Raw genomic sequence first — 20,675 nt, 5'->3', positions numbered from 1 at the left:
GCCTGGAGATACCGTGCCCCGCCCGTACGTCCTGCTGTCCGCGGCTGTATCGATCGACGGCCACCTCGACACCCGCCCGGGCGAGGACCGGCTCCTGCTCTCCAACAAGGAGGACTTCGAACGCGTCGACTCCGTACGAGCCAGTGTCGACGCGATCCTTGTCGGCGCCGGCACACTCCGCGCCGACAACCCCCGCCTCCTCGTCAACTCCGAGGAACGCAGGGCGTCCCGAATCGCGGCCGGAAAGCCGGAGTACCCGCTGAAGGTCACCATCACCGGCACGGGCGACCTCGACCCCGGCTGGAAGTTCTGGCACCACGGCGGAGACAAGCTCGTCCTGGCCGTGGGCCACGCCGCCACCGCGAAAGCTCGCGCCAGCCTCGGTGACCTGGCTACCGTTCAGAGCGTCCCCGCCGAGGCTGTATGGCCCGCCGCGCTCGACATCCTCGGCGACGAGTACGCCGTCAGGCGGCTCATGGTCGAGGGTGGCGGAACCGTTCACACACAGCTCCTCGAAGCAGCTCTGGCCGACGAGCTCCAACTCGTCATCGCCCCGCTCCTGGTCGGTCAACCTGATGCAGTGCGCATGCTCGGCCCAGCGAGCTACCCCGGCGGGCCCGCCGCCCGCCTCCGACTTCTCGAGACCCGCCAGATCGGCGACGTGGTACTCCTGAGGTACGCCCCCAAGGAGACCTCGACGGAGTCCCGATGAGCACCGCCCCTTCAGCCGGCGCCCCCGGCACCGGCCGCGAGCCCAACACCGCAGACCGCAACTGGCTCATCCTCGCCTGTGAGCTGGCCGCCCTCTGCCCACCTTCGGAGACCGCCTTCAGCGTGGGGGCGGTCATCGTCGCGGCCGACGGGACCGAACTCGCCCGCGGCTACTCCCGCGAGAACGGCCCCCACGACCATGCCGAGGAAGGGGCGCTCGCCAAGCTCCCCGCCGAGGACGCCCGGCTCGCCACCGCCACGATCTACAGCTCCCTGGAGCCCTGCGCCAGGCGAGCGTCCCGACCTCGCCCCTGCGCCCAGCTCATCCGCGACGTGGGCCTCCGCCGCGTCGTCACCGCTTGGAGCGAACCCGACACGTTCGTCGTCGGCGCCGATGGCACCGAAACCCTCGAAGAAGCCGGCGTCGCAGTTCTTGCACTGCCTGAGTACGCAAACGCTGCACAGGCGCCGAACCGGCACCTCCTCTGATCCTCGGATTCAGGGAACTTCCAGGGGCTAACGAGTTCAACCTCAGTAGCCGTGAGTAAGAGCAAACTTCGATGCTCGTCTCACTGAGCGAGCCAGCAGTGGCAGATGAGGGTGCAGGCGATGCTCGTGAAGGCTAGGAAATGTTTGGCACCCGATCCTTGGTTGCTGACACTACTGACCTGGGCTTTGCCCCGCGGAGGACGGCAGTTCTCTGCTGGCCACCGGCGGAAGCGACGGCTGCGTCCGGCTCTGGTCCCCAGGAGCTCCTCGGAGGAAGGCGTACCCCGTACTCGAGGGGCACAATGGCCCGGTCTCCGCCATCGGCGTTCTGCCGCCCACACCCGCCTCGCCACAGCCGCTCCTCGCCACCGCGGGCTCCAGTGACACCACCGTGCGCCTCTGGAACCCGTGGACCGGGGAAGAACTCATGCGGGTGGTCACTGGCACGTCCCTCATGTCCCTCTGTGTCCTACCCGACGGCAGCATGCCGGACACCACCGACCCGGCAATCGCCTTCGGCGGACCAGCGGGCCTAGCCGCCCTCACCGTCCATCGCTGAGTGACTCCCCGGCCCCGGCCTCACGGCCTGCATTTCCGTTGGGGTGCGGTGTCCGCTGCGATGGCAGGATCTCCGGCACAGGGCGACCGGCCAGATCACCGGCGTCCGAGGTCCGAGCGGCAGGAATGCATCGCAAGGCGGAGCGCCGTCCGCGTACGGGAGGTACTCAGGTGATGCGACGACACAGCGAGGTGCCGTACCGGACGTCGCGAGCCGGGGAACCGGGCCCGGCACTCGACCTTCGGCAGCAGCGGCTCGATGACCAACCCGCGGACGCACTCACTTTACAAGGTCCTGAGCTGGGCCTACGCGCTCACCCTGGATCAACTGGACGCCCGTGGACCCTCTCCACGGCCTGTGCCATGCCGTACCGCGGCTCCCCGCTGGCACCACCTACCAAGATCCGGACCAGGTGCGGACCCATTCGGATTGGCGTCGGGCAACGCCACCCGTAGTCGCAGGTCAAAGGCGGGTGAGGTCGTGTACCACCAGCAGACGAAGAACCTGCTGTGCTCCCCGAAGCCGGGAATCATGCGGCTTCCCAGAGGCCAGCGTCCAGGATGCGGGCGGCCTTGGTGATGCTGCCCGGCATCAGGTGCCGGTACGTACGGTACGTCTCCTCGATGGACTTGTGACCCATCCACTCCGCGACGTCGGTGATGGGAATGCCGTTCCCCAGCGCATTCGAGGCGAAGTAGTGCCGGAACCCGTACATTCCCACGCCGTCCTCCGGCGGGAGGTCCGCGAAGAGCTTCTTCACCCGCCGTCGCTCCATGGCCTCGGTGAAGTACTTGCCCGGGCCGCGCAGGAGGTAGCCGTCATGCGTGGTGCCGTGCTTCTCCGCATACCGCTCGATCGCCTCCCGCACCGACCGAGGTAGCGGGACCTCGCGGAACTCCCCCACCTTGCGGTGCTTCAGCTTTGCCGGCTTCAGCGTGTTGGAATGGATCTGCTCCCGTACCCGGTACACGTCCTGAGCGACGACGTTGTTGACGTTCACCGCCCGCGCCTCACCGTTTCGCAGGCCGCAGCCCGCCATCATGACGATCTCCAGGGCCAGATCCTCACCGGCTATGCTCAGCGCTTTCGTCACGTAAGCGAGGGACGGGATGGCAACCCGTTCGCGTACGTATTCCGGTTCCTGCACGCCCTTCACCGGGTCGTCCGCCATGGCCCCCTTACCAAAGGCGTCCCGCAGGATCGTCTTCAGGACCCGGAAGACGTTCACCTGATTTCCTCGGCCGACCCCATCACTTTCCATCTCGTCCAGGAACCGCTCGACCACGATCGGTGTAACCGTATTCAGCTTCCGCGATCCCAGGCGCGGAACGATGTGCACGTTGATCGAACTGTCGACGTGCTCCCCCGTGGAGTAGTCCGTCATCCTGCGCTGCCGGGGACGCCACTGCTTGGCGTACTCCTCGACCGTCAGCTGACCCAGCTCACGTCGGGCCGCCGCCACCGACGGTGCCGTGGTCTTCTTCTCCGCATACAGCTGCGTGAGGCGTTCGACCGCGTCGTCCTGCGAGGCGTAGCCGGACTCCTCGCGCTGCTTGCCGAGCGCGTCGCGGAAACGGATCGAGTACGGGTGAGGGCAGCGGGTGGGCTTGGCGCAGCCGCAGTCCTTGAAGAAAGAGCCCATGCCGCGGGCGAGCTGTCGGGCCATCGATGAACCATCCGTTCCAGCCCAAGAACCGTGCTCAGGCGCCGCGCTGTAGGTCGATGGTCAGCAAGCGGGGACACGTCCGGGACGCATGCTGACCGTTTGCTGACCTGAGGGGGGCACATGATGCCCCTGACCTGCGGCGACGCCAAATAGTCAGATCTTGGACTTGAACAGAGTACGCAGCATTTTGGACTCCTCCGAGACGGCTCCCTGCCTGCTTTGTGCAGGTCAAGGGCGGTCTCGACTGTACACCGGCACGCGCCTAACGATGTTTGTGAGGAACATCGCTCCGGTGAGGTGATACGGCCCCCACCTGGGATTTTGCGTCGTCAGCGGTGCCTTTTCAGGCAATCCTCCAGCAACGCCCGGCGACTCATGCTGACCGGATGCTGACTTTCCTGATGAGCCGTCACGCATGCGGGAGACCACTCCGCTGAAGCTTCCCCTTGATCGTGGGCACCTGGAGACTGGGACCTTGAGGTTCCAGAGGAAGTAGCACCAGGTGGGAAGCAAGTACACGAAGCGGTACACCGAGGAGTTCAAGCGTGACGCGATCGCGCTCGTCGATTCCTCGGGCAAGACAGTCACCGCGGTGGCCCGGGAGCTCGGTATCAGCTCGGAGTCCCTGCGCGGCTGGTACCGCTGGGTCAAGGCCGACCGGGGCGAGGCCGCCCCGGGCGAGCTGACCAGCGCCGAGCGCGAGGAGCTCAAGCGGCTGCGCAAGGAGGTCCGCGAACAGCAGCAGACGATCGAGATCCCGAAAAAAGCGACGGCCTTCTTCGTGAAGGAGAACGACCGGTGAGCGAGCTGTACCGGTTGATCCACGCGGAGAAGGCGAACTACCCGGTCGTTCTGCTGTGCCGGGTGCTGAAGGTCGCCCGCTCCTCCTACTACGCCTGGCGCGAGGGCGAGACCGCCCGCCGGGCCCGGCAGGCTGCCGACGACGCGCTCGCCCACGAGATCACCGTGCTGCACATCGCCTCCCGCCGCACCTACGGGGTCCCGCGCATCCACGCCGAACTGCGTCGCCTGGGCCGGCGGGTGAACCGCAAACGCGTCGCCCGCGTGATGCGCGAGCGCGACATACGCGGCGTCACGCGGCGCAAGCGCCGCTCGCTGACCCGGCCGGATGCGAAGGCGAAGCCGGCCCCGGACCTGATCGGCCGCGACTTCCACGCCGAGCGTCCCGGCACCCGGCTGGTCGGCGACATCACCTATCTCCCGACGGCCGAGGGCTGGTTCTACCTCGCCTGCTGGCTGGACCTGGCCACCCGCGAGGTCGTCGGCTACGCCATGGCCGATCACCACCGTGCCGAGCTCGTCGTCGACGCCCTGGACATGGCCCATGGCCGGGGGAACCTGGAGCCGGGCTGCGTGATCCACAGCGATCGCGGCAGCGAATACACATCGGCCCAGTTCCGGGAACGAATAGGGAAGTTCGGGCTGCGGCAGAGCTGCGGACGGACCGGGTCATGTTTCGACAACGCCGCCGCGGAGAGCTTCTGGGCCCTGCTCAAAGAAGAGATCGGCACCCGCACCTGGCCCGACCGCGCCACCGCCCGCGCGGAGGTCTTCACCTTCATCGAGACCTTCTACAACCGCCGCCGCCTGCGCAAGCACAAGACCTTCGGCTATCTCACCCCGGCCGAGACCCGGCAACGGCATCAGCACGCCCTCGCGGCATAACCATCGAGTGTCCGAGATCACGGCGAAACTTCAGCCCTGCCCCTGGCCGTCGCCCGGGACACGGGCTGTCAGGTCGCCTGCCTCCCCGGCTTGGCCGTCCTGGTCGGCTTCGCACAGGACCTCGCCTCCGAGGCCACCCGCACCTCCCACGGCTGTTGGCCAACGCCGCGAGTGCGCGTGCTGAACTACCGCGACGGGGCAGAGCTTGCCGGACAGCCCTCAGGTTGATGCGTTGCACGGACGGACTGCGCCGCGACTGCGCCGCTCAGTGATGGCGGCGGCCATCCTCCAGGTAGCGCAGGACAGCTGCCACGCGCCGATCGACATGATCGGTCGGTGACAGGTCGAGTTTGGCGAAGATGCTGCGAATGTGTTTGTGTACTGCTCCCTCAGTGACGACGAGCTGGCGAGCGATGGCACTGTTGCCAAGTCCCTCGGCCATCAGTCCAAGTACGCTGCGTTCGCGAGGGCTCAGCCTTTTCAGGCGGGCGTCCTGCGGGTACCGGCTGAACAACTGAGCAACGACTTCGGGGTCGATGGCGGTGCCGCCGGCCACAACGCGGTGCAGGGCATCGAGGAACTCCCCTACGCGTCCGACCCGTTCCTTCAACAGGTAACCCAGCCCCGCGACTCCGCCGGTGAGGAGTTCGGTGGCGAAGGTCTGCTCCACGTACGCGGACAGGACGAGCACCGCCAACCCGGGACGCCGGCGCCGGGCTTCAACGGCAGCGCGGATGCCTTCGTCCGTGTGGGTGGGTGGCATCCGTACGTCGAGGATGGCGATGTCGGGTTGGTGCTCGTCGATGGCTGCCAGTACCCCTTCGGGCGTGTCAGCAGTGGCGACGACGTCAAGGGACTCTGCTCGTAGAAGCAGCGCCAGTCCCTCACGCAGCAACGCGTCATCTTCGGCAATCACGATCCGCATGAGAGTTCCACTTCCAAGGTACTCAGCCCGCCTGGTGCGCTGCCCACGGGGAGCGTACCGCCGTGCGCCGCCACGCTGTGCCCCACGCCGGAACGGCAGGCGTCAGGGGTGTAGCCGACGACAGTGCTCGCCCAAGCCCGTCCGGAAACGCCGCATTTGGTGGTCCTCGCGACCCGGCCCGGCGCGCCGGTGAGGTCGTACGTGGTGTGGCTCCGGTGGACGGCATTGTCTCCCGGGCCCGCTACCGCCCAGGCGATAATACCGGCATGAGCACTGACACACCCGCCTCCTCCGTCGTGCGACGCGCGGGCCCCGGCGACGCCCCAGTCCTGGTCGTCCTACGTGCGCTGATGCTCCAGGACATGGGGATGCCCGTGGGCCCGGCCGACGCGGCTTGGCGCGAGACCGCCATGCGTTGGTTCGCCCGTCGGCTCGCCGACAAGGACGAGTTCGCCGCCTTCGTCGTCGAGGATCCGCTGCTCGGGGTTGTCAGCAGCGCCGTCGGCTCCTGCGACCACCACGCCCCCGGCCCCACCAACCCCACGGGGTTGCACGGCCATGTCCAGAACGTCAGCACCGACCCCCGGGCCCGGCGCCGCGGCCACGCGCGGGCCTGTCTCGAGGCGCTGCTTACCTGGTTCGGCACGGAGACGCCGGTACGGGTCGTCAACCTCAACGCCACCTCGCGCGGCCAGGCGCTCTACCAGGACCTGGGTTTCACGGCCCCCCGCTTCCCCGCACTGCAGCTCAGGGTGCCCGACGACCCCGCGTAGGCCGGCCTCTTCGGCCGGGCGCTGCCGGCGTCGCTCATTCACCGGCGCCCCAGGTAAGCGACAAACGGCCCGGTGCCGGCCGAGCCCGAAGGCCCGCCGGGCACCGGGCCGCCCGCACCCCCGCTGAGTCGGCGGCGGCTACTCCGTCGCGATGGCGTTCAGTACGTTCAGCCTGGCCGCCCTGAATGCCGGCACCAGCGCCGCGAGCAAGCCCACGACGGCCGAGCCGATGAAGACTCCGCCGATGGTCAGCCAGGGGATGTCGAGAACCTTCATCCCCTCCAAGGCGAGAAGCTTGTGTGCGGTGGCGCCCCAGCCCATGCCGAGACCGAGGCCGAGGAGGGCGCCGAAGAGGGCGATGACGACCGACTCCAGGCGGATCATGCGGCGCAGCTGGCGGCGGGAGAGACCGATGGCGCGCATCAGGCCGATCTCGCGGGTCCGCTCGACGACCGAGAGGGCCAGGGTGTTCACAACGCCCAGGACCGCAACGATGATCGCGAGGGCCAGCAGCCCGTAGACGATGTTCAGGAGCTGGCTGACCTGGTCCTTCACCTTCTGCTTGTAGTCGGTCTGGTCACGGACCTGGTACTGCGGGTACACGTCCAGGGAATTCTTCAGCGCCGCGTATGCCGTCCTCTCCCGGCCGTCCTCGGCGGTGGCGAACATGATGTCGTTCGGTGGGACCTTGTCGGCCGGGACGTACTGCTCCATCGTGGTGATGCTGATGTAACGCGAGCCCTGGTCGACGGCCACGTCGTCGTTGGTGATGGCCGCGACCTTCAGCTTCGCGGTCTGTCCGCCCTTGAACGCAACGGTCATCCTGTCGCCGATCTTGACGCCATGTTGCTTGGCGTAGTCGGAGCCCACCGACATCGCGTTCTTGCCGTACGCCGCGGACAGCTCACCCGCGGTCGTCTCGCGCCGTAGGTCTTGCGCGTACGTCGGGTCGGCGGCAGCGAGGTCGCTGTCCTCGGTCCTGCCGTCGGGCGAGGTCAGCTTCGCCTTGACCATCTTCAACCTGGTGACGTGCTCGAGGCCCGGTGTGTCCTTGATGGCCTTCTCGGCCTGCGGAACGATTTGCTGCTGGCCCTGGACGATGAAGTCGGCGCCGACGGACTTGTCGAGCTCGTCGGTCGCCGAGGCCACCATGGAGGAGCCGACCACGGACAGGCAGGCGACGAGGGCAAGGCCGATCATCAGGGCCGCTGCGGTGGCGCCGGTGCGGCGCGGGTTGCGCAGGGCGTTGCGTTCGGCGAGCCGGCCGACGGGGCCGAACATCCGCAGCAGGACGGCGCTGATCACCCGGACAACGCCACCGGCGAGGAGCGGGCCGACGATGACGAAGCCGATGAGGGTGAGGACGATGCCGGCGCCGAGCACCAGCGAGCCGTCGCCGGCCTTGTCCGCCCCGGCTGCCGTGAAGAGGGCCGCGGCGCCGGCCCCGGTGAGGAGCAGGCCGATTACAGCGCGGATCCGGCCGGCCCGGGTGTCGGCCGGTGTGCCGGCGTCCCGGAGGGCGGCCATCGGGGAGACCTTGCCGGCGCGGCGGGCCGGCAGGTAGGCGGCGAGGACGGTGACGACGACGCCGAGGGCCAGGCCGATCCCCGGGGTCGTGGTCTTCACGGTCAGATCGGAGGTGGAGAGGCTCATGCCCATGGACGACATGAGCTTCATCAGGCCGACGGCGATGCCGACACCCGCGGCGACGCCGAGGATCGAGCCCCCCACACCGAGCAGTAGCGCCTCGATGAGCACGGAGCGGTTGACCTGCTTGCGGGACGAGCCGATCGCCCGCATCAGGCCGATCTCGCGGGTGCGCTGGGCGACCAGCATCGAGAAGGTGTTGATGATGAGGAAGATACCGACGAGGAAGGCGATGCCGGCGAAGCCGAGCATGGCGTACTTGATGACGCCCATGAAGCCGCCGACGCTGTCGCGGTTCTCGTCCGCGAACTCCTTCTGCGTCTGGACCTTGAACCTCGCCCCGGTCAGTTCCTCGGACACGTTCTGCTTGAGCTGCGTGTCACTCACGCCGAACTCGGCCGTGACGTTGATCTGCGTGAACCGATCCTTGGACCCCAGCAGTTCGCGCTGTGCGGTGGTGGTGTCGAAGTACACGACGACGGTGCCGGGGTTGGTGATCTTGAAGGCGGCGATGCCGACGATGCGGGCCTTGAAGTCGCCGGTGACCGCGATGGTGCGCAGTTCGTCGCCCATCTTCAGATGGTGCTTGCCGGCGGTGTCGGCGTCGACCATGGCCTCGGTGGGCCCGCGCGGGGCGTGGCCCGAGGTGATCTCCATCGAACGCAGATCGTGCTGCGTCCAGTTACTCGCAGTCGTCGGAGCGCCGGTGCTCGACCCCATGTCCTTGTTGTCGCTGTCGACAACAGTCACGTTTGTCGAACTCACCACCCCTTCCGCGAACTTGACACCCTGCGCCTGTCGCAGTTGTTCGACGGCGGCGGCGGGCAGCGACTCGGGCCTGCCGTTCTGCGGGGTGTCGTCGGCCTTGGCGGGCTTCGGGGAGACCGTGACGTCGGCCGCGGTGGTCGCGAAGAGTTTGTCGAACGTCGTGTTCATGGTGTCGGTGAACACCAGAGTGCCGCAGACGAAAGCCACCGACAGCAGGACGGCCACGGCGGACAGTGCCATGCGCCCCTTGTGGGCGAGGAAGTTACGCAGCGAGGTCTTCAGGACGATCATGCCGTACGCCCGCGGGAGTCGAAGTCCTTCATGCGGTCGAGGACCTGCTCGGCGGTCGGCTGGTGCATCTCGTCGACGATCCGGCCGTCCGCGAGGTACAGCACACGGTCGGCGTACGAGGCGGCCACCGGGTCGTGGGTGACCATCACGATGGTCTGGCCGAGGTCGTTCACGGAACGGCGCAGGAAGCCCAGTACCTCGGCGCCGGCCCGGGAGTCGAGGTTTCCGGTCGGCTCGTCCCCGAAGATGATCTCGGGCCGGGCGGCCAGGGCGCGGGCCACGGCGACGCGCTGCTGCTGGCCGCCGGAGAGCTGGGTGGGCCGGTGCTTGAGGCGGTCGGCGAGCCCGACCGTCTCAACGACCTGGCGCAGCCAGTCCTGGTCAGGTTTGCGGCCCGCGATGTCCATCGGCAGCGTTATGTTCTCCATCGCGTTCAGCGTCGGCAGCAGGTTGAACGCCTGGAAGATGAAGCCGATCCGGTCCCGCCGCAGTTGGGTGAGCTTCTTGTCCTTGAGCCCGGTGATCTCCGTCTCGTCCAGGTGGATCTGCCCGGAGGTGACGGTGTCGAGCCCGGCGAGGCAGTGCATCAGCGTGGACTTGCCGGACCCCGAGGGGCCCATGATCGCGGTGAAGCGGCCCCGCGCGATGTCCACGTCGACGTGGTCCAGGGCGACGACGCGGGTCTCTCCGGATCCGTACGCCTTCACGACCTGCCGCGCCCGTGCGGCAACGGCCGTACGCCCTCCAGCGTCCCCGTGCCTGGGAATGGTTATAGGTGATGTCATGCCATGTCTCCTCAATAGATCATCGGTAAGGCGGCGATGATGGGACGTGGTTGCTTGTGCACGATGGCGACGCCTCGGCCAGGCGCCGGGCCGGCACGCCGCCCCCTGCGGGCAGGAGCGAAGGGGTGCCGTTGCGGGGGGCACGAACATGAGCTCGCGCCCCTCACCTCCGCTATGGACGGCTCACGCGGTGCGCAGTGCGTCCGCGGGTGGTGTGCGCAAAGCGTGTCGGGTGGGCAGTTCGACCGTGAGGAAGGACGTCACTGCGACCGTCACCACTACGGCCGGCAGCAACCAGGCCGGGCCCGCCGGCCAGGGGTGGCCGAGGTAGCCCTGACCCAGCAGGCTGAGGGGCAATGCCGACAAGAGCAGTCCGGAGGCGAGTCCAGCCGCCGCGATCACCGCAGCCTCGCGGCGCATCATCGCGCGGATCTGCCGGGGTGTCGTGCCGACCAGGCGCAGGGCAGCGATCTCCGCCCGACGCTGGGCGGTGGCGGCGACCAGTTTGTTGGCGATGCTCAGGAGCAGGTAGCCGAGCAGCACCACGATGACGGCCAGGTTGATCCACACCTCGGGCGGCGTGTCCTTGCCCCCGCCCTGCGCCGTGGTCGCCAGGGCCAGGCCAGAGCGACTGGCGGCAAGCGCGGTGAGACGCTGGGCGGTGGCGGGCGTGCCGTCCGTGCGAACGAGGACGCGCTGGTCGAGGTCTGTTGTGGTGTGTCCGTCTGCCAGGTCGCGGGAAAGGATCACCGGCCCGAACCCCAGGCTCCGCTCGTACACCGCGACCACCTCGGCCTCGACGCGCGAGCCGTCGCCGAGAACCAGACGCGCATGTTTCCCGAGCCCGGCGCCTTGTGTGCTGGCCGCCTCGTCGCTGACGGCGATCGTGGATCCTGTGAGCCGCCCGAGAGCGCCCTTGCGGACCTTGAGGTCGAGGACATCACCCGCGTCGGGCGTGAGGACCATAGCCGAGGCTTGCTCGGGCGTAGTCTCGCCGAACTGCCGGTACTCCCACACCACCGGGGTCGTACCGACCGGTACCGCCGCCCGCACCCCCGGCACCTTTCGCAGCCCGGAAACGGTGTTCGTGGGCAGCCCGCCCAAGCCCGGCGCGGTGACCTCGTACTGGGCGAGGGTGCCGGCGCGGGTGTCGTCGGACGTGGCGGCCAGCACCGTGGTCTGCGTGAGCGCGTACGTCAGGACGAACACGACGCCCATGGCGAGCGGGGTGACGACTCCCGACAGTCGCTGCGAATAGGCTCGCACGTTGGACATGGCAAGCCATGTCGGTGCCGCCACCCCGGGCCGCAGCCGTCGGACGATCGCCTCACCGGCGTGCTTCACCAGCGCCGGGCCACAGAGGGCCAGGCCGATCGCGGCGATGATGCCCGCCATGGACGTGGCGGAGGCTCCCACGACGGTCCGGGACAGCAGTGGCGCCGCTGACAGCACGCTTGCGGCGAGGATCAGCAGGGCACCGAAGAGGGTGCGTGTCGGCGAGAGACGGCGCGGTTCGCTTCGGGACTCGGCGACCGCTTCGGTGGCCGGCATGCGGGACGTACGCCAGGCTGCGCACCGCGCCGACAGTTGAACGGCAGCTCCTACCAGGAGCAGCGTAGCCAGCGCGGGGATCGGGCCGATGGTGAGGGGGAGTGCCTCCGGCAGTACGCCGCGGTCGGCCAGGATCTGCCGGAACTGGCCCGCCAGTAGATAGCCGAGGGCCACTCCCGGCACCAGGGTCACGGCTGCGACGACGGTTGACTGTGCGGCGGCCAGGTGTCGGATCTGCTTCGGCGTCGCACCGACGGCCCGCATCAATGCCAGGTCGCGGCGCTGCCCGGCGATCGTCACCCCCAGGGCGCCGGCGACCACGAACCCGGTGATCAGCAGCACGATCCCACCGAGCGAGCCGGCTATGAGGATGAGGAGGGAGCGTGCCGAACCTACGCCGGGCGCTACCGCCTCACCCCGCTCGGTGCCCGTGGTGACTTTCCACCCGGTAGCGGTAGCGGTAGCAGCCAGTCGGTCACGGACCCTCGCAGCGACCTGCTGCTCATCGCCCGGTGCGACTCGCAACCCGATCAGGTCGACGGTCCTGGCACGTGCCCCCGTGTCCCGACCGGCGAGCCGCAGGGCCGTTGTGTCCGCGAAGTACACGCCGGCGCCGGGTGCGTCGACCACTGCCGAGACCCGGTAGCGAGCGGCCGGCCGGCCGTTGGCCACGACCCGGATCCGTTCACCGACCTTGGCCCCCGTTCCGGCAGCTACGGCAATCTCGTCCGCGCCTACCGGCGGATGGCCCTGGACGCGCGGCCGCGCCAGCAGTTTTACCGAGGACCATCCGTGTCCCGCTACTCGCGGGTCCTCGGCAGGCGGCATGACCTGACCGCGCGCGTCGAGCAGCGCGGCCGGGAAACCGATGTCGCCGACCGCATCGGTGACATCGGGCAGTGCCGCCAGCTGGTTCACGAGCGACGCCGGAATCGCGGCGCGCTCGGACAGCGCGATCGGCAGATCACCGCTCCTGTGGTATTCCTGGTCGGCGGCGACCACCATGTCCGCACCGCCGAGCCGGCCGGGTGGCAGGTGGGAGCGCAGTCCGGACTCGGCCAGCACACCGGTCCCGGTGATCATCACAGCGCCGCCCAGGACCGCACACGCCACTGCGATCAGCGCGGTGATGCGGTGGGCGGCCATGCGCCAGGCTAGGTGCAGCATGGTCTACCGCTCCCCCAACGCCACGAGACGCTCGGCCAGTCGCGAGGCGGATGGCCGATCGAGGGCCTCGACCACCCGGCCGTCGGCCATCACCAGTGCGCGGTGCGCGTGGGCCGCGGCGGCCGGGTCGTGGGTGACCATCACCACTGTCTGGTGCAGTTCGTCGACAAGCGCGCGCAGCAGATCCAGGACCTGCTGAGCGCTGCGCAGGTCGAGTGCGCCGGTCGGCTCGTCCGCGAATACGACGGCCGGCTGTGCGGCCAGGGCGCGGACGACAGCCGCCCGCTGCTGCTGGCCGCCGGAGAGTTCCGCGGGACGATGGGCGAGCCGGTCGGTGAGGCCGACCCGTTCCGTCAGCGTCCGTAGCCAGTCCCGGTCCGGGCGTCGGCCGGCCAGTCGCAGCGGCAGCGTGATGTTGTCCTCGATGCTGAGCGAAGGGATCAGGTTGTAGGCCTGGAACACGAAACCGACGCGCTCACGGCGCAGTTCGGTGCGCCGGGTCTCGTTCAGTTGCGCGATCTCCTGCCCGTCGATGCGGATACTGCCCGAGGTCGGGAAGTCCAGTCCGGCGGCGCAGTGCATCAGGGTGCTCTTGCCGGATCCCGAGGGCCCCATCACCGCGAGGAACGTGCCGTGCTCCACCGTCAGTGACACGTCGTCCAGAGCCCGTACGCCTCCGGCGTAGGTCTTGGCGACGTGCGCCAGCGCGATGGCGGGTGCCTTTTGGCCGGTGGCCACGGCGACGGCGGTTCTCATCGACGCCCTCGCACGGCACGCACGACCAGGATGGCGGCGGCGAGCACGCTGACCCCGCCGCAGACGAGAAGCACCCAGGTGTCGGCAGCGCTGTAGGAGGCCAGCATGTTCACGACCGCGCTGAGCACGATCGCCGCCCACAGCAGCGTACGAACGGCGTCCACGCTGTTGGCTCCGCCGGGGTCGTGTGCTCGGCGGCCCGGGCCGTGGGCCGTGGGGCTACTCAGGCGGTACTGGTCCTGCTGCGTCATGAGGGGGTCCTCCGGGGCTCGTCTGGGGCATCGTCGTCGTGTTCTGAGCCGCTTTCGATGCTAGGAAGCCGGACCCCCCTCGGCCGATCCCGCGAGCCGCCCGAAACGGGGTACAGCAGGCTGTACTTTCGGGCCCCGCCAAGGCCGGCAGGCCGGTCGGCGGCATAGGGTCGACCGCGGCGGAGCAGCGCGGAACGACCCAGGGAGGACGGATGGCGACCCCGACCACATCCGTGAAGGACGTCGCTGTACGAACCGTGCGCGCCGCCGGCGCCGCAACCGGACAACTCGCCGGCGGGCTCGGCACGGCGGGCCTGGCGCTGGGTCTCCTGGTGCTCTTCGCCCTGGTCGCCGTGACCGCACCGATCGGTGTGGGGCTCCTGATCGCGCCCGCCGCACTGCGATCCCTGCACGCCCTGGCCGCACGGGAACGCGAACGCCTCACCCGCTGGGGCCTTGAGGTCATCGCTCCCAATCCGCCGCCAACACGGCTGCGAGCCGCCCTCGTCGACCCCACCACCCGGCGCGAACTGCGCTGGCTGATCCGGCACGCCACCCTGGGCTTCTTCCTCGGGCTGCTTGGCCTCTGGCTCCCTGTCTTCGCCGTCCGGGACGGCACCTTCCCCCTCTACTGGCGCCTCGTACCCGAAGGCGCGAGCAGCACGTCGATAGGACTCGGATCCGCCCAGTCCTGGCCGGACGCCATCGCCGTAGGGCTGCTGGGCCTGGGCTGGATCGCCATCGTCCTGGGCCTGTCGCCTGCCATGGCCCGGCTACAGGCGGCCCCGGGGCGCACACTGCTTGCGGCCGGCCCGGACACCGACCTGTCGCTGCGCGTCGCTGAACTCACCGCTACCCGTGCGGGAGCCCTGGATGCCCACGCAACCGAGCTGCGGCGCATCGAACGCTCCCTGCACGACGGCGCCCAGAACCGACTGGTGTCGGTCACGGTGCTGCTCGGGGCGGCCCGTCGTATGGCGGCCCGTGATCCGGTCGCCGCCGACGAACTCCTCGAACGCGCTCAGTCGGCCGCGGAAGGGGCCCTGGCCGAGTTGCGTACGGTGGTGCGCGGCATCCTGCCACCGGTGCTGGCCGACCGGGGGCTGGCAGGGGCTCTCTCCGGGCTGGCCGCGGACAGCCCGGTGCCCTGCAGCATCGACGACGACATTCCCGAACGATGCGCGGCCTCCGTCGAAACGACCGCCTACTTCGTCGTGGCCGAGGCGTTGACCAACATCGCCAAGCACAGCGGCGCCACGCGGGCCACCGTCACCGTCCGCGGGCGCGGTGGCCGACTGCGGCTGCTGATCGAGGACAATGGCCGTGGCGGCGCCGAGGAGGGCGGCGGTTCGGGACTCGGCGGCATTCGTCACCGAGTCGCGGCTCACGACGGCACTTTCCGTGTGACCAGTCCGTCCGGCGGTCCGACCACCCTGCAGGTGGACCTCCCCTGTGGGACGTAGACGCTGGTCGTTGGCGGGGCAGTTTCGCCAGATGATGCAGCGGCGGATCATGCTGCCCTGTTCCTTGTGGTCGGCATCTCGCCCTGGCCCAGCTGCTGAAGAGATACCGGCGCGGACGCCGAACCCTGATCCGCATCGACTCCGTGAGCGGCACCCACGAGTTCACCGCCCGGCTCCCCCAGCGTGGCCGCTGGTTGTCGTACTCCGTCGGCAGGGCCGTCATCGATGCCCTTCACGAAGCTGTCCTCACCGTCCCCTCCTCCGCATGGACGCCCGCCACCGAGCCCGGCGGCGAGATCCGCGAGGGCCCCTTGCCTAAGAACTCATCTCATTTGGCGAGCCTGCGATAGCAGATGAGGGTGCAGGCGATGCTGGTGAAGGCCAGGAAGTGGTCGGCCTTGCATTCGTAGCGGCGGTGGAGTCGTCGGCAGCCGGCAAGCCAGGACATGGTGCGTTCGATGGTCCAGCGGTGTCGGCCGAGTCGCTGCGAGGTCTCGATGCCTTTGCGGGCGATGCGGTGCCGGATCCCGCGCCCGGCTAGCCATTGCCGCAGGTGGCGGTAGTCGTAGCCCTTGTCGGCGTGGAGCTTGCCGGGCCGGCGTCGGCGGGGACCTCGGCGGGAGCGGATCGGTGGTATGCCCTTTACGAGCGGGATCAGGGCTTGGCTGTCGTGGACGTTGGCGCCGGAGATCGCGACGGATATGGGCAGACCGGTCCGCTCGGTGATCAGGTGGATCTTCGAGCCGTACTTGCCCCGGTCGACAGGATTCGGACCTGTCAGGTCCCCCTTTTCAGGGCCCGCATGTTCACCGAGTCGATCGCGCACCTTGACCAGTCCAGCTCGCCGCGGGCGCCGAGTTCGTCGAGGACGAGGCGGTGGAGCTTGGCCCACACCCTGGCCTTCGACCACTCCGAGAACCGCCGGTGGGCGGTCGCTCCGGACGGGCCGAACGACGCCGAAGGCAGCTGCTGCCAGGTACAACCCGACGTGGCCACGAACACGATCGCGGCCAGCACCTCCCGGTCGCCGTGCCGACGCCGACCGCCGCCTTGCGGCCTCGACGGCGCCTCCGGCACCACCCGCTGGAACAACTCCCACAACTCGTCCGGCACCAGCCGCTCAACGATCCCCACCATGACGCACAGAATACCGAATCGCCCAAATGAGATGGCTTCTTAGGCTCCCTGCCTGCGTTTTTGCAGGTCAAGGGCTGGCTCCCCAGCCTACAGAGAGTCGCGTGCCCGGGCAGCATTCCCCAGGGTTTTTCAGGACTCATGCCGACCACTTGCCGACTTTCCTGATGCGCCATCAGATAACACCGAGAGAACTTCGCTCACTCCCGCCTCCATAACGGCGACCCGCAATCCTACGCAGCACGCCCGGCGACGTACACCCCAGCACACGCATCCGGAAGCTTTATCGGGCTCTTCGCAATCCAGGGTGCAGTCGTGGCCTGAAGCCGCCGGTTTCCATCAGGGATCTGGCGATGCAGTGGGCGAGGCCGCGGAATCCGAGGGCGGAGTCGCGGAGGTGTTCGAGCCGTTCTTTGATGGCCCCGGTCGCGCGGAGGTGACCGGGGCCGGAACTCGAACGGTGGCTCCGACCGTGGCTCGTGGGCCGTTCAGCGGCCGATGTCGTCCAGCTCGGACAAGTCCTCATGAGAGAGGGAGAGTCCCGCGCCGGCGATGTTCTCGCGCAGGTGCGCTGTCGATGACGTGCCGGGGATGAGCAGGATGTTCGGTGATCGCTGCAGCAGCCAGGCCAGTGCGACGGACATCTGGGTCACCTTCAACCCGGCGGCGACCGCCGAGAGCGCCGAGGACTGAAGCGGGGTAAAGCCCCCGAGGGGGAAGAAGGGCACGTACGCGACGCCGTCGGCGGCGAGCCGGTCGATGAGCTTGTCGTCGTGGCGGTGGGCGAGGTTGTACATGTTCTGCACACACACGATCGGCGCGATGCCCTGCGCCTCGGTGACCTGCTCCTCGGTGGCGTTGCTGACCCCGAGGTGGCGGATCAGGCCCTGCTGCTGGAGTTCCACGAGCGTCTCGAACGACTCGGCGAGCGAGCCGGGCCGGGGACCTTCGGCGTTGCCGAGTCGAAGGTTGACCAGGTCGAGTACGTCGAGCCGGAGGGACTCGAGGTTGTCGTGGACCTGGCGGCGCAGATCTTCGGGTCGCCGGGCGGTGGGCCAGCCGCCCTGTTCGTCGCGGGTCGCGCCCACCTTGGTCACGATGTGCAGCGACTCGGGATAGGGGTGCAGTGCCTCGCGGATCAACTCGTTGGTGACCCGAGGCCCGTAGGCGTCGCTGGTGTCGATATGGGTGATACCGAGATCGGCCGCTTCACGCAGAACGGCCAGGGCACCCTCACGATCGGCGGGCGGCCCCATGACCCACGGGCCCGCCAGTTGCATGGCGCCGTACCCGAACCGGGTGACTGACAGGTCACCCAGAGTCCAGGTGCCGCCGGGAAGAGGGAGGGAGGGTGTGCTCATCCTGTTGCCTTTCGTCGTGCATTCGGGGGGTGGCGCCTGCTGCCTCCCCGCCTCAGCATTGGAGAGAAACTTCCTGTCGGGAAGTAGGCACTTGGAAGTGCGTAACTCACCCATCCGTGAGAGGTGCGATCAGTGACGATGACGGCGGCCCAGAAGAGGGCTCAGGCCAAGGTGGAGTACAACGCGTTCCTGGCGGGATGCCCCAGCAGGCAGCTGCTCGACCGAATCTCGGACAAATGGGTCGTCCTGATCCTGTGTGCGCTGGGCGGCGATCACAGCCCCGGCCGGCCCGGTGCAGCACCCGCAGACGCTCCGAAGGCGATGCGTTACTCCGAGATCTCTCGCCTTCTGGCCGGAGCCAGCCAGAAGATGCTGACCCAGACGCTACGATCGCTGGAGCACGATGGTCTGCTCACCCGCACCGTGACGCCCACCGTCCCCGTCACCGTCTCCTACGAGCTGACCGACCTCGGCCGCTCGCTCCACCACATGACGCGCGGGCTCAGGAACTGGGCGCAGACACACATGGCCGAGGTCCTCGCAAACCGCGAGAACCACGAGAACCAGGGCGCTCGCACCTCCTGACGACTCACATCCAACCGTCCCACAGCTCTGTGTTCTCGGCGCTGCACCCTCAACTGCGAAGAGCCCCCTCGAGAGCGGCCGTGGCCTGCTCGCCGAGGCAGCGGATCTTGGCGTGGCTGCTGTGGTGACGGCGCTTCCCTCTCTTCGGGCGGCGGCCGGCGAACGCGGCTTCCGTGCGCGGGCGTTCGGTGTTGTCGTCGGTCGTGACCAAGAGCTGACCGAGGGCCCAGGGAGACCTCCGCTGCCGGATGAGGGCGATGGCCGCAGCCGGCTCGTGTCCGAGCTCGAGAAGAGCCCGCCCCGCGAGGAGACCGGAGCGGTTGAGGCCGGCGGGGCACCGGATCGAGGTGCGCTGTCCGCGGCGCGGGGGTCCCGGCCATGGCGAGGGTCGCCGCCACAGTGGCGGCGACCCGGAACGCCGGCAACGCCTTCATGAAGGGGCCGGGAGGGCCGCGAACCGGTTCGTCATCGGTTCAGGCCTCTCTGCGGCAGTTTCCTCAGGCGCGGGTCCAGCGCTGGTTGCTTCCGTTCGAGCAGGTGTAGAGCTGGATCGGGGTGCCGTTGGCGGTGCCGGTCCCGACGGCGTCGAGGCAGAGGCCGGACTGGACGCCGACGATGGAGCCGTCGGAGTTGAGGCGCCATTTCTGGTTGTCGCCGCCCCAGCAGCTGTAGATCTGGACCTTGGCGCCGTTGCCGGTACCGGCGGCGTCCAGGCACTTGTTGCCGTAGACGCGCAGCTCACCGGCGGCGGTGTGCTCCCACTTCTGGTTGGTGGCGTTGTTGCAGTCGTACAGCTGGACCGCCGTGCCGTCCGACGTGCTGGAGCCGGGAACGTCCACGCAACGGCCGGACCCGACGCCCTTGAGCTGTCCGCTCTGCCCGCCCTCTTCGCCACCGTCACCGTCGCCGGGGTCGGTGGACGCGCCGCCGTTGAGGGCGTTCAGGACGGAGGTGTACGCCGCCTTCTTGCTGCCGTCGTTGTTGAACAGCAGCGGCGTGTCCCCCGATCGCCAGGAGTCGCTGTCGCGCACCCCCCAGACGGTGATGCCGAGGCAGCGCGAGACGGCCAGACAGTCGTTGGTCACATTGGCGTAGGTCGTGGCCGACGCGCCCTGGATGTCGAGTTCGGTGATGGCCACGTCGACGCCGAGGGCGGCGAAGCTCTGCAGGGTGGTCCGGAAGTTGCTGTCGTAGGGGCTGCCGCTGTTGAAGTGCGACTGGAAGCCGACGCAGTCGATCGGAACGCCGCGCGACTTGAAGTCCCGGACCATGTTGTACACGCCCTGGGTCTTGGCCCAGTTCCAGTTCTCGATGTTGTAGTCGTTGTAGCAGAGCTTGGCGGCCGGGTCGGCGGCGCGCGCGGTGCGGAAGGCGACCTCGATCCAGTCGTTGCCGGTGCGCTGCAGATTGGAGTCGCGGCGGCCGCCCGAATTGCCGTCGGCGAACGCCTCGTTCACGACGTCCCACTGGGCGATCTTGCCCTTGTAGTGGCCCATGACGCCGTTGATGTGGTCGATCATCGCCTGGCGCAGCGAGCTGCCGCTCAGGCTCTGCATCCAGCCGGGCTGCTGGGAGTACCAGGCCAGGGTGTGACCGCGTACCTTCTTGCCGTTCTGCACCGCCCAGTTGTAGACGCGGTCGCCGGCGGTGAAGTTGAACTGGCCCCGCTGCGGCTCGGTCGCGTCGATCTTCATCTCGTTCTCGGCCGTCACCATGTTGAACTCGCGGCCGGCGATCGACGTGTACGCCGAGTCGCCGAGCTTGCCCGAGGCGATGGCGGTGCCGAAGTAGCGGCCGCTCTGCGCCGCCGCGGCGCCGAGCGTGGTCTCGGCGGCCTGTGCGCTCGACGGTGCGACCAGCGCGGCGGACGCGCCCAGGACACCGACGAGCAGCGCCGGCAGCAGCGCGCGGAGCGGCCGGCTGAGCGCGGATCTCGAAAGGGCGTAGGAGCCCATGACTGTGCCTCCAGAGTAGGAAATCACGGAAGGACCGAAGCCCGGCGGACTTGCGTGGCCCACCCGACACGGATGATTGGGGCTTTGACCGTGGCTCGTCAATACTTCGCGCAGAGAATGTTTCCGTTTACCGTTCGAAACATTTCGGTACC

Annotated in this window: 15 protein-coding genes and 3 pseudogenes; 8 read left to right on the top strand and 10 right to left on the bottom strand. The window is 68.7% G+C overall.

The window, feature by feature from the left end; all coding sequences use genetic code 11:
* Nucleotides 1-13 precede the first annotated feature (13 nt).
* Both ABZ564_RS18135 and ABZ564_RS18130 read left to right on the top strand, forming a co-directional pair.
* Nucleotides 14-1,200: pseudogene (locus tag ABZ564_RS18135) on the top strand (dihydrofolate reductase family protein).
* Between the two features lie 205 nt (nucleotides 1,201-1,405).
* Nucleotides 1,406-1,759, top strand: a pseudogene (locus ABZ564_RS18130) (hypothetical protein); the annotation flags it as partial.
* A gap of 529 nt (nucleotides 1,760-2,288) precedes the next feature.
* Here ABZ564_RS18130 and ABZ564_RS18125 read toward each other — a convergent pair.
* Nucleotides 2,289-3,425 (bottom strand): tyrosine-type recombinase/integrase, encoded by a 1,137-nt coding sequence (locus ABZ564_RS18125; RefSeq protein ID WP_360856927.1) that lies wholly within the window; start codon nucleotides 3,423-3,425, stop codon nucleotides 2,289-2,291.
* Nucleotides 3,426-3,927: 502 nt separating this feature from the next.
* Here ABZ564_RS18125 and ABZ564_RS18120 point away from each other — a divergent pair.
* Together ABZ564_RS18120 and ABZ564_RS18115 are read left to right on the top strand one after the other, a co-directional pair.
* The gene (locus tag ABZ564_RS18120; RefSeq protein ID WP_360856924.1) at nucleotides 3,928-4,227 is read left to right on the top strand and encodes a transposase; all 300 of its coding nucleotides are present in this window, start codon (nucleotides 3,928-3,930) and stop codon (nucleotides 4,225-4,227) included.
* Nucleotides 4,224-5,111, top strand: coding sequence for an IS3 family transposase (locus ABZ564_RS18115; RefSeq protein WP_360856921.1), 888 nt, complete (start codon nucleotides 4,224-4,226; stop codon nucleotides 5,109-5,111). Before ABZ564_RS18120 ends, ABZ564_RS18115 begins: the two co-directional genes overlap by 4 nt.
* A 265-nt stretch (nucleotides 5,112-5,376) precedes the next feature.
* Here ABZ564_RS18115 and ABZ564_RS18110 read toward each other — a convergent pair whose 3' ends face one another.
* Nucleotides 5,377-6,036 (bottom strand): response regulator transcription factor, encoded by a 660-nt coding sequence (locus ABZ564_RS18110; RefSeq protein ID WP_360856918.1) that lies wholly within the window; start codon nucleotides 6,034-6,036, stop codon nucleotides 5,377-5,379.
* A gap of 266 nt (nucleotides 6,037-6,302) precedes the next feature.
* Between ABZ564_RS18110 and ABZ564_RS18105 the strand changes: the two genes are divergently transcribed.
* On the top strand, nucleotides 6,303-6,809 hold the full coding sequence (locus ABZ564_RS18105) for a GNAT family N-acetyltransferase (RefSeq protein WP_360856915.1): 507 nt from the start codon (nucleotides 6,303-6,305) through the stop codon (nucleotides 6,807-6,809).
* 138 nt (nucleotides 6,810-6,947) lie between these two features.
* Here the strand turns inward: ABZ564_RS18105 and ABZ564_RS18100 are convergent, their stop codons facing one another.
* The 5 genes from ABZ564_RS18100 to ABZ564_RS18080 form a co-directional block, all read right to left on the bottom strand.
* Nucleotides 6,948-9,515: an FtsX-like permease family protein gene (locus ABZ564_RS18100; protein ID WP_360856912.1), complete on the bottom strand. Its 2,568-nt coding sequence runs from the start codon at nucleotides 9,513-9,515 to the stop codon at nucleotides 6,948-6,950.
* Nucleotides 9,512-10,300 (bottom strand): ABC transporter ATP-binding protein, encoded by a 789-nt coding sequence (locus tag ABZ564_RS18095; RefSeq protein ID WP_360856909.1) that lies wholly within the window; start codon nucleotides 10,298-10,300, stop codon nucleotides 9,512-9,514. The genes ABZ564_RS18100 and ABZ564_RS18095 overlap by 4 nt, the downstream gene beginning before the upstream one ends.
* A gap of 183 nt (nucleotides 10,301-10,483) precedes the next feature.
* Nucleotides 10,484-13,018, bottom strand: a complete 2,535-nt coding sequence (locus ABZ564_RS18090) for an FtsX-like permease family protein (RefSeq protein WP_360856906.1) — start codon at nucleotides 13,016-13,018, stop codon at nucleotides 10,484-10,486.
* Between the two features lie 3 nt (nucleotides 13,019-13,021).
* Entirely contained in the window at nucleotides 13,022-13,774 is a 753-nt protein-coding gene (locus tag ABZ564_RS18085; protein WP_360856903.1) for an ABC transporter ATP-binding protein, read from the bottom strand.
* On the bottom strand, nucleotides 13,771-14,025 hold the full coding sequence (locus tag ABZ564_RS18080) for a hypothetical protein (protein ID WP_360856900.1): 255 nt from the start codon (nucleotides 14,023-14,025) through the stop codon (nucleotides 13,771-13,773). The genes ABZ564_RS18085 and ABZ564_RS18080 overlap by 4 nt, the downstream gene beginning before the upstream one ends.
* A gap of 212 nt (nucleotides 14,026-14,237) precedes the next feature.
* Here ABZ564_RS18080 and ABZ564_RS18075 point away from each other — a divergent pair, with 212 nt between their 5' ends.
* Both ABZ564_RS18075 and ABZ564_RS18070 read left to right on the top strand, forming a co-directional pair.
* The gene (locus ABZ564_RS18075; RefSeq protein ID WP_360856897.1) at nucleotides 14,238-15,488 is read left to right on the top strand and encodes a sensor domain-containing protein; all 1,251 of its coding nucleotides are present in this window, start codon (nucleotides 14,238-14,240) and stop codon (nucleotides 15,486-15,488) included.
* 77 nt (nucleotides 15,489-15,565) lie between these two features.
* A pseudogene (locus ABZ564_RS18070) lies at nucleotides 15,566-15,796 on the top strand (IS1380 family transposase); the annotation flags it as partial.
* A 20-nt stretch (nucleotides 15,797-15,816) separates the two neighbouring features.
* On the opposite strand, the gene ABZ564_RS18065 reads toward ABZ564_RS18070, so the two are convergent.
* A protein-coding gene (locus tag ABZ564_RS18065) for an IS5 family transposase (RefSeq protein ID WP_360856896.1) occupies nucleotides 15,817-16,625 on the bottom strand; the annotation gives its coding sequence in 2 pieces (ribosomal slippage) (nucleotides 15,817-16,278 and nucleotides 16,281-16,625; 807 coding nt in all).
* Nucleotides 16,626-17,110: 485 nt separating this feature from the next.
* Complete coding sequence (locus ABZ564_RS18060; protein ID WP_360856893.1) at nucleotides 17,111-17,983, bottom strand: aldo/keto reductase family oxidoreductase; 873 nt, start codon at nucleotides 17,981-17,983, stop codon at nucleotides 17,111-17,113.
* 138 nt (nucleotides 17,984-18,121) lie between these two features.
* Here ABZ564_RS18060 and ABZ564_RS18055 point away from each other — a divergent pair, with 138 nt between their 5' ends.
* Nucleotides 18,122-18,568 (top strand): helix-turn-helix domain-containing protein, encoded by a 447-nt coding sequence (locus ABZ564_RS18055; RefSeq protein ID WP_360856998.1) that lies wholly within the window; start codon nucleotides 18,122-18,124, stop codon nucleotides 18,566-18,568.
* A gap of 497 nt (nucleotides 18,569-19,065) precedes the next feature.
* Here the strand turns inward: ABZ564_RS18055 and ABZ564_RS18050 are convergent, their stop codons facing one another.
* Nucleotides 19,066-20,523 (bottom strand): endo-1,4-beta-xylanase, encoded by a 1,458-nt coding sequence (locus ABZ564_RS18050; RefSeq protein WP_360856889.1) that lies wholly within the window; start codon nucleotides 20,521-20,523, stop codon nucleotides 19,066-19,068.
* Nucleotides 20,524-20,675 lie beyond the last annotated feature (152 nt).

It is taken from the genome of Streptomyces sp. NPDC019224 (assembly GCF_040632605.1).
Taxonomy (GTDB): domain Bacteria; phylum Actinomycetota; class Actinomycetes; order Streptomycetales; family Streptomycetaceae; genus Streptomyces.
Note: the sequence above shows the minus strand (reverse complement) of the source record. Positions and strands in the feature narration are given on the sequence as shown.

What these genes read in the sequence shown, in the direction of transcription:
- ABZ564_RS18125 (WP_360856927.1), bottom strand. Translation starts at nt 3,425, where the DNA reads ATGGCCCGACAGCTCGCCCGCGGCATGGGCTCTTTCTTCAAGGACTGC.
- ABZ564_RS18110 (WP_360856918.1), bottom strand. Translation starts at nt 6,036, where the DNA reads ATGCGGATCGTGATTGCCGAAGATGACGCGTTGCTGCGTGAGGGACTG.
- ABZ564_RS18105 (WP_360856915.1), top strand. Translation starts at nt 6,303, where the DNA reads ATGAGCACTGACACACCCGCCTCCTCCGTCGTGCGACGCGCGGGCCCC.
- ABZ564_RS18100 (WP_360856912.1), bottom strand. Translation starts at nt 9,515, where the DNA reads ATGATCGTCCTGAAGACCTCGCTGCGTAACTTCCTCGCCCACAAGGGG.
- ABZ564_RS18095 (WP_360856909.1), bottom strand. Translation starts at nt 10,300, where the DNA reads ATGACATCACCTATAACCATTCCCAGGCACGGGGACGCTGGAGGGCGT.
- ABZ564_RS18090 (WP_360856906.1), bottom strand. Translation starts at nt 13,018, where the DNA reads ATGCTGCACCTAGCCTGGCGCATGGCCGCCCACCGCATCACCGCGCTG.
- ABZ564_RS18085 (WP_360856903.1), bottom strand. Translation starts at nt 13,774, where the DNA reads ATGAGAACCGCCGTCGCCGTGGCCACCGGCCAAAAGGCACCCGCCATC.
- ABZ564_RS18080 (WP_360856900.1), bottom strand. Translation starts at nt 14,025, where the DNA reads ATGACGCAGCAGGACCAGTACCGCCTGAGTAGCCCCACGGCCCACGGC.
- ABZ564_RS18075 (WP_360856897.1), top strand. Translation starts at nt 14,238, where the DNA reads ATGGCGACCCCGACCACATCCGTGAAGGACGTCGCTGTACGAACCGTG.
- ABZ564_RS18060 (WP_360856893.1), bottom strand. Translation starts at nt 17,983, where the DNA reads ATGAGCACACCCTCCCTCCCTCTTCCCGGCGGCACCTGGACTCTGGGT.
- ABZ564_RS18055 (WP_360856998.1), top strand. Translation starts at nt 18,122, where the DNA reads ATGACGGCGGCCCAGAAGAGGGCTCAGGCCAAGGTGGAGTACAACGCG.
- ABZ564_RS18050 (WP_360856889.1), bottom strand. Translation starts at nt 20,523, where the DNA reads ATGGGCTCCTACGCCCTTTCGAGATCCGCGCTCAGCCGGCCGCTCCGC.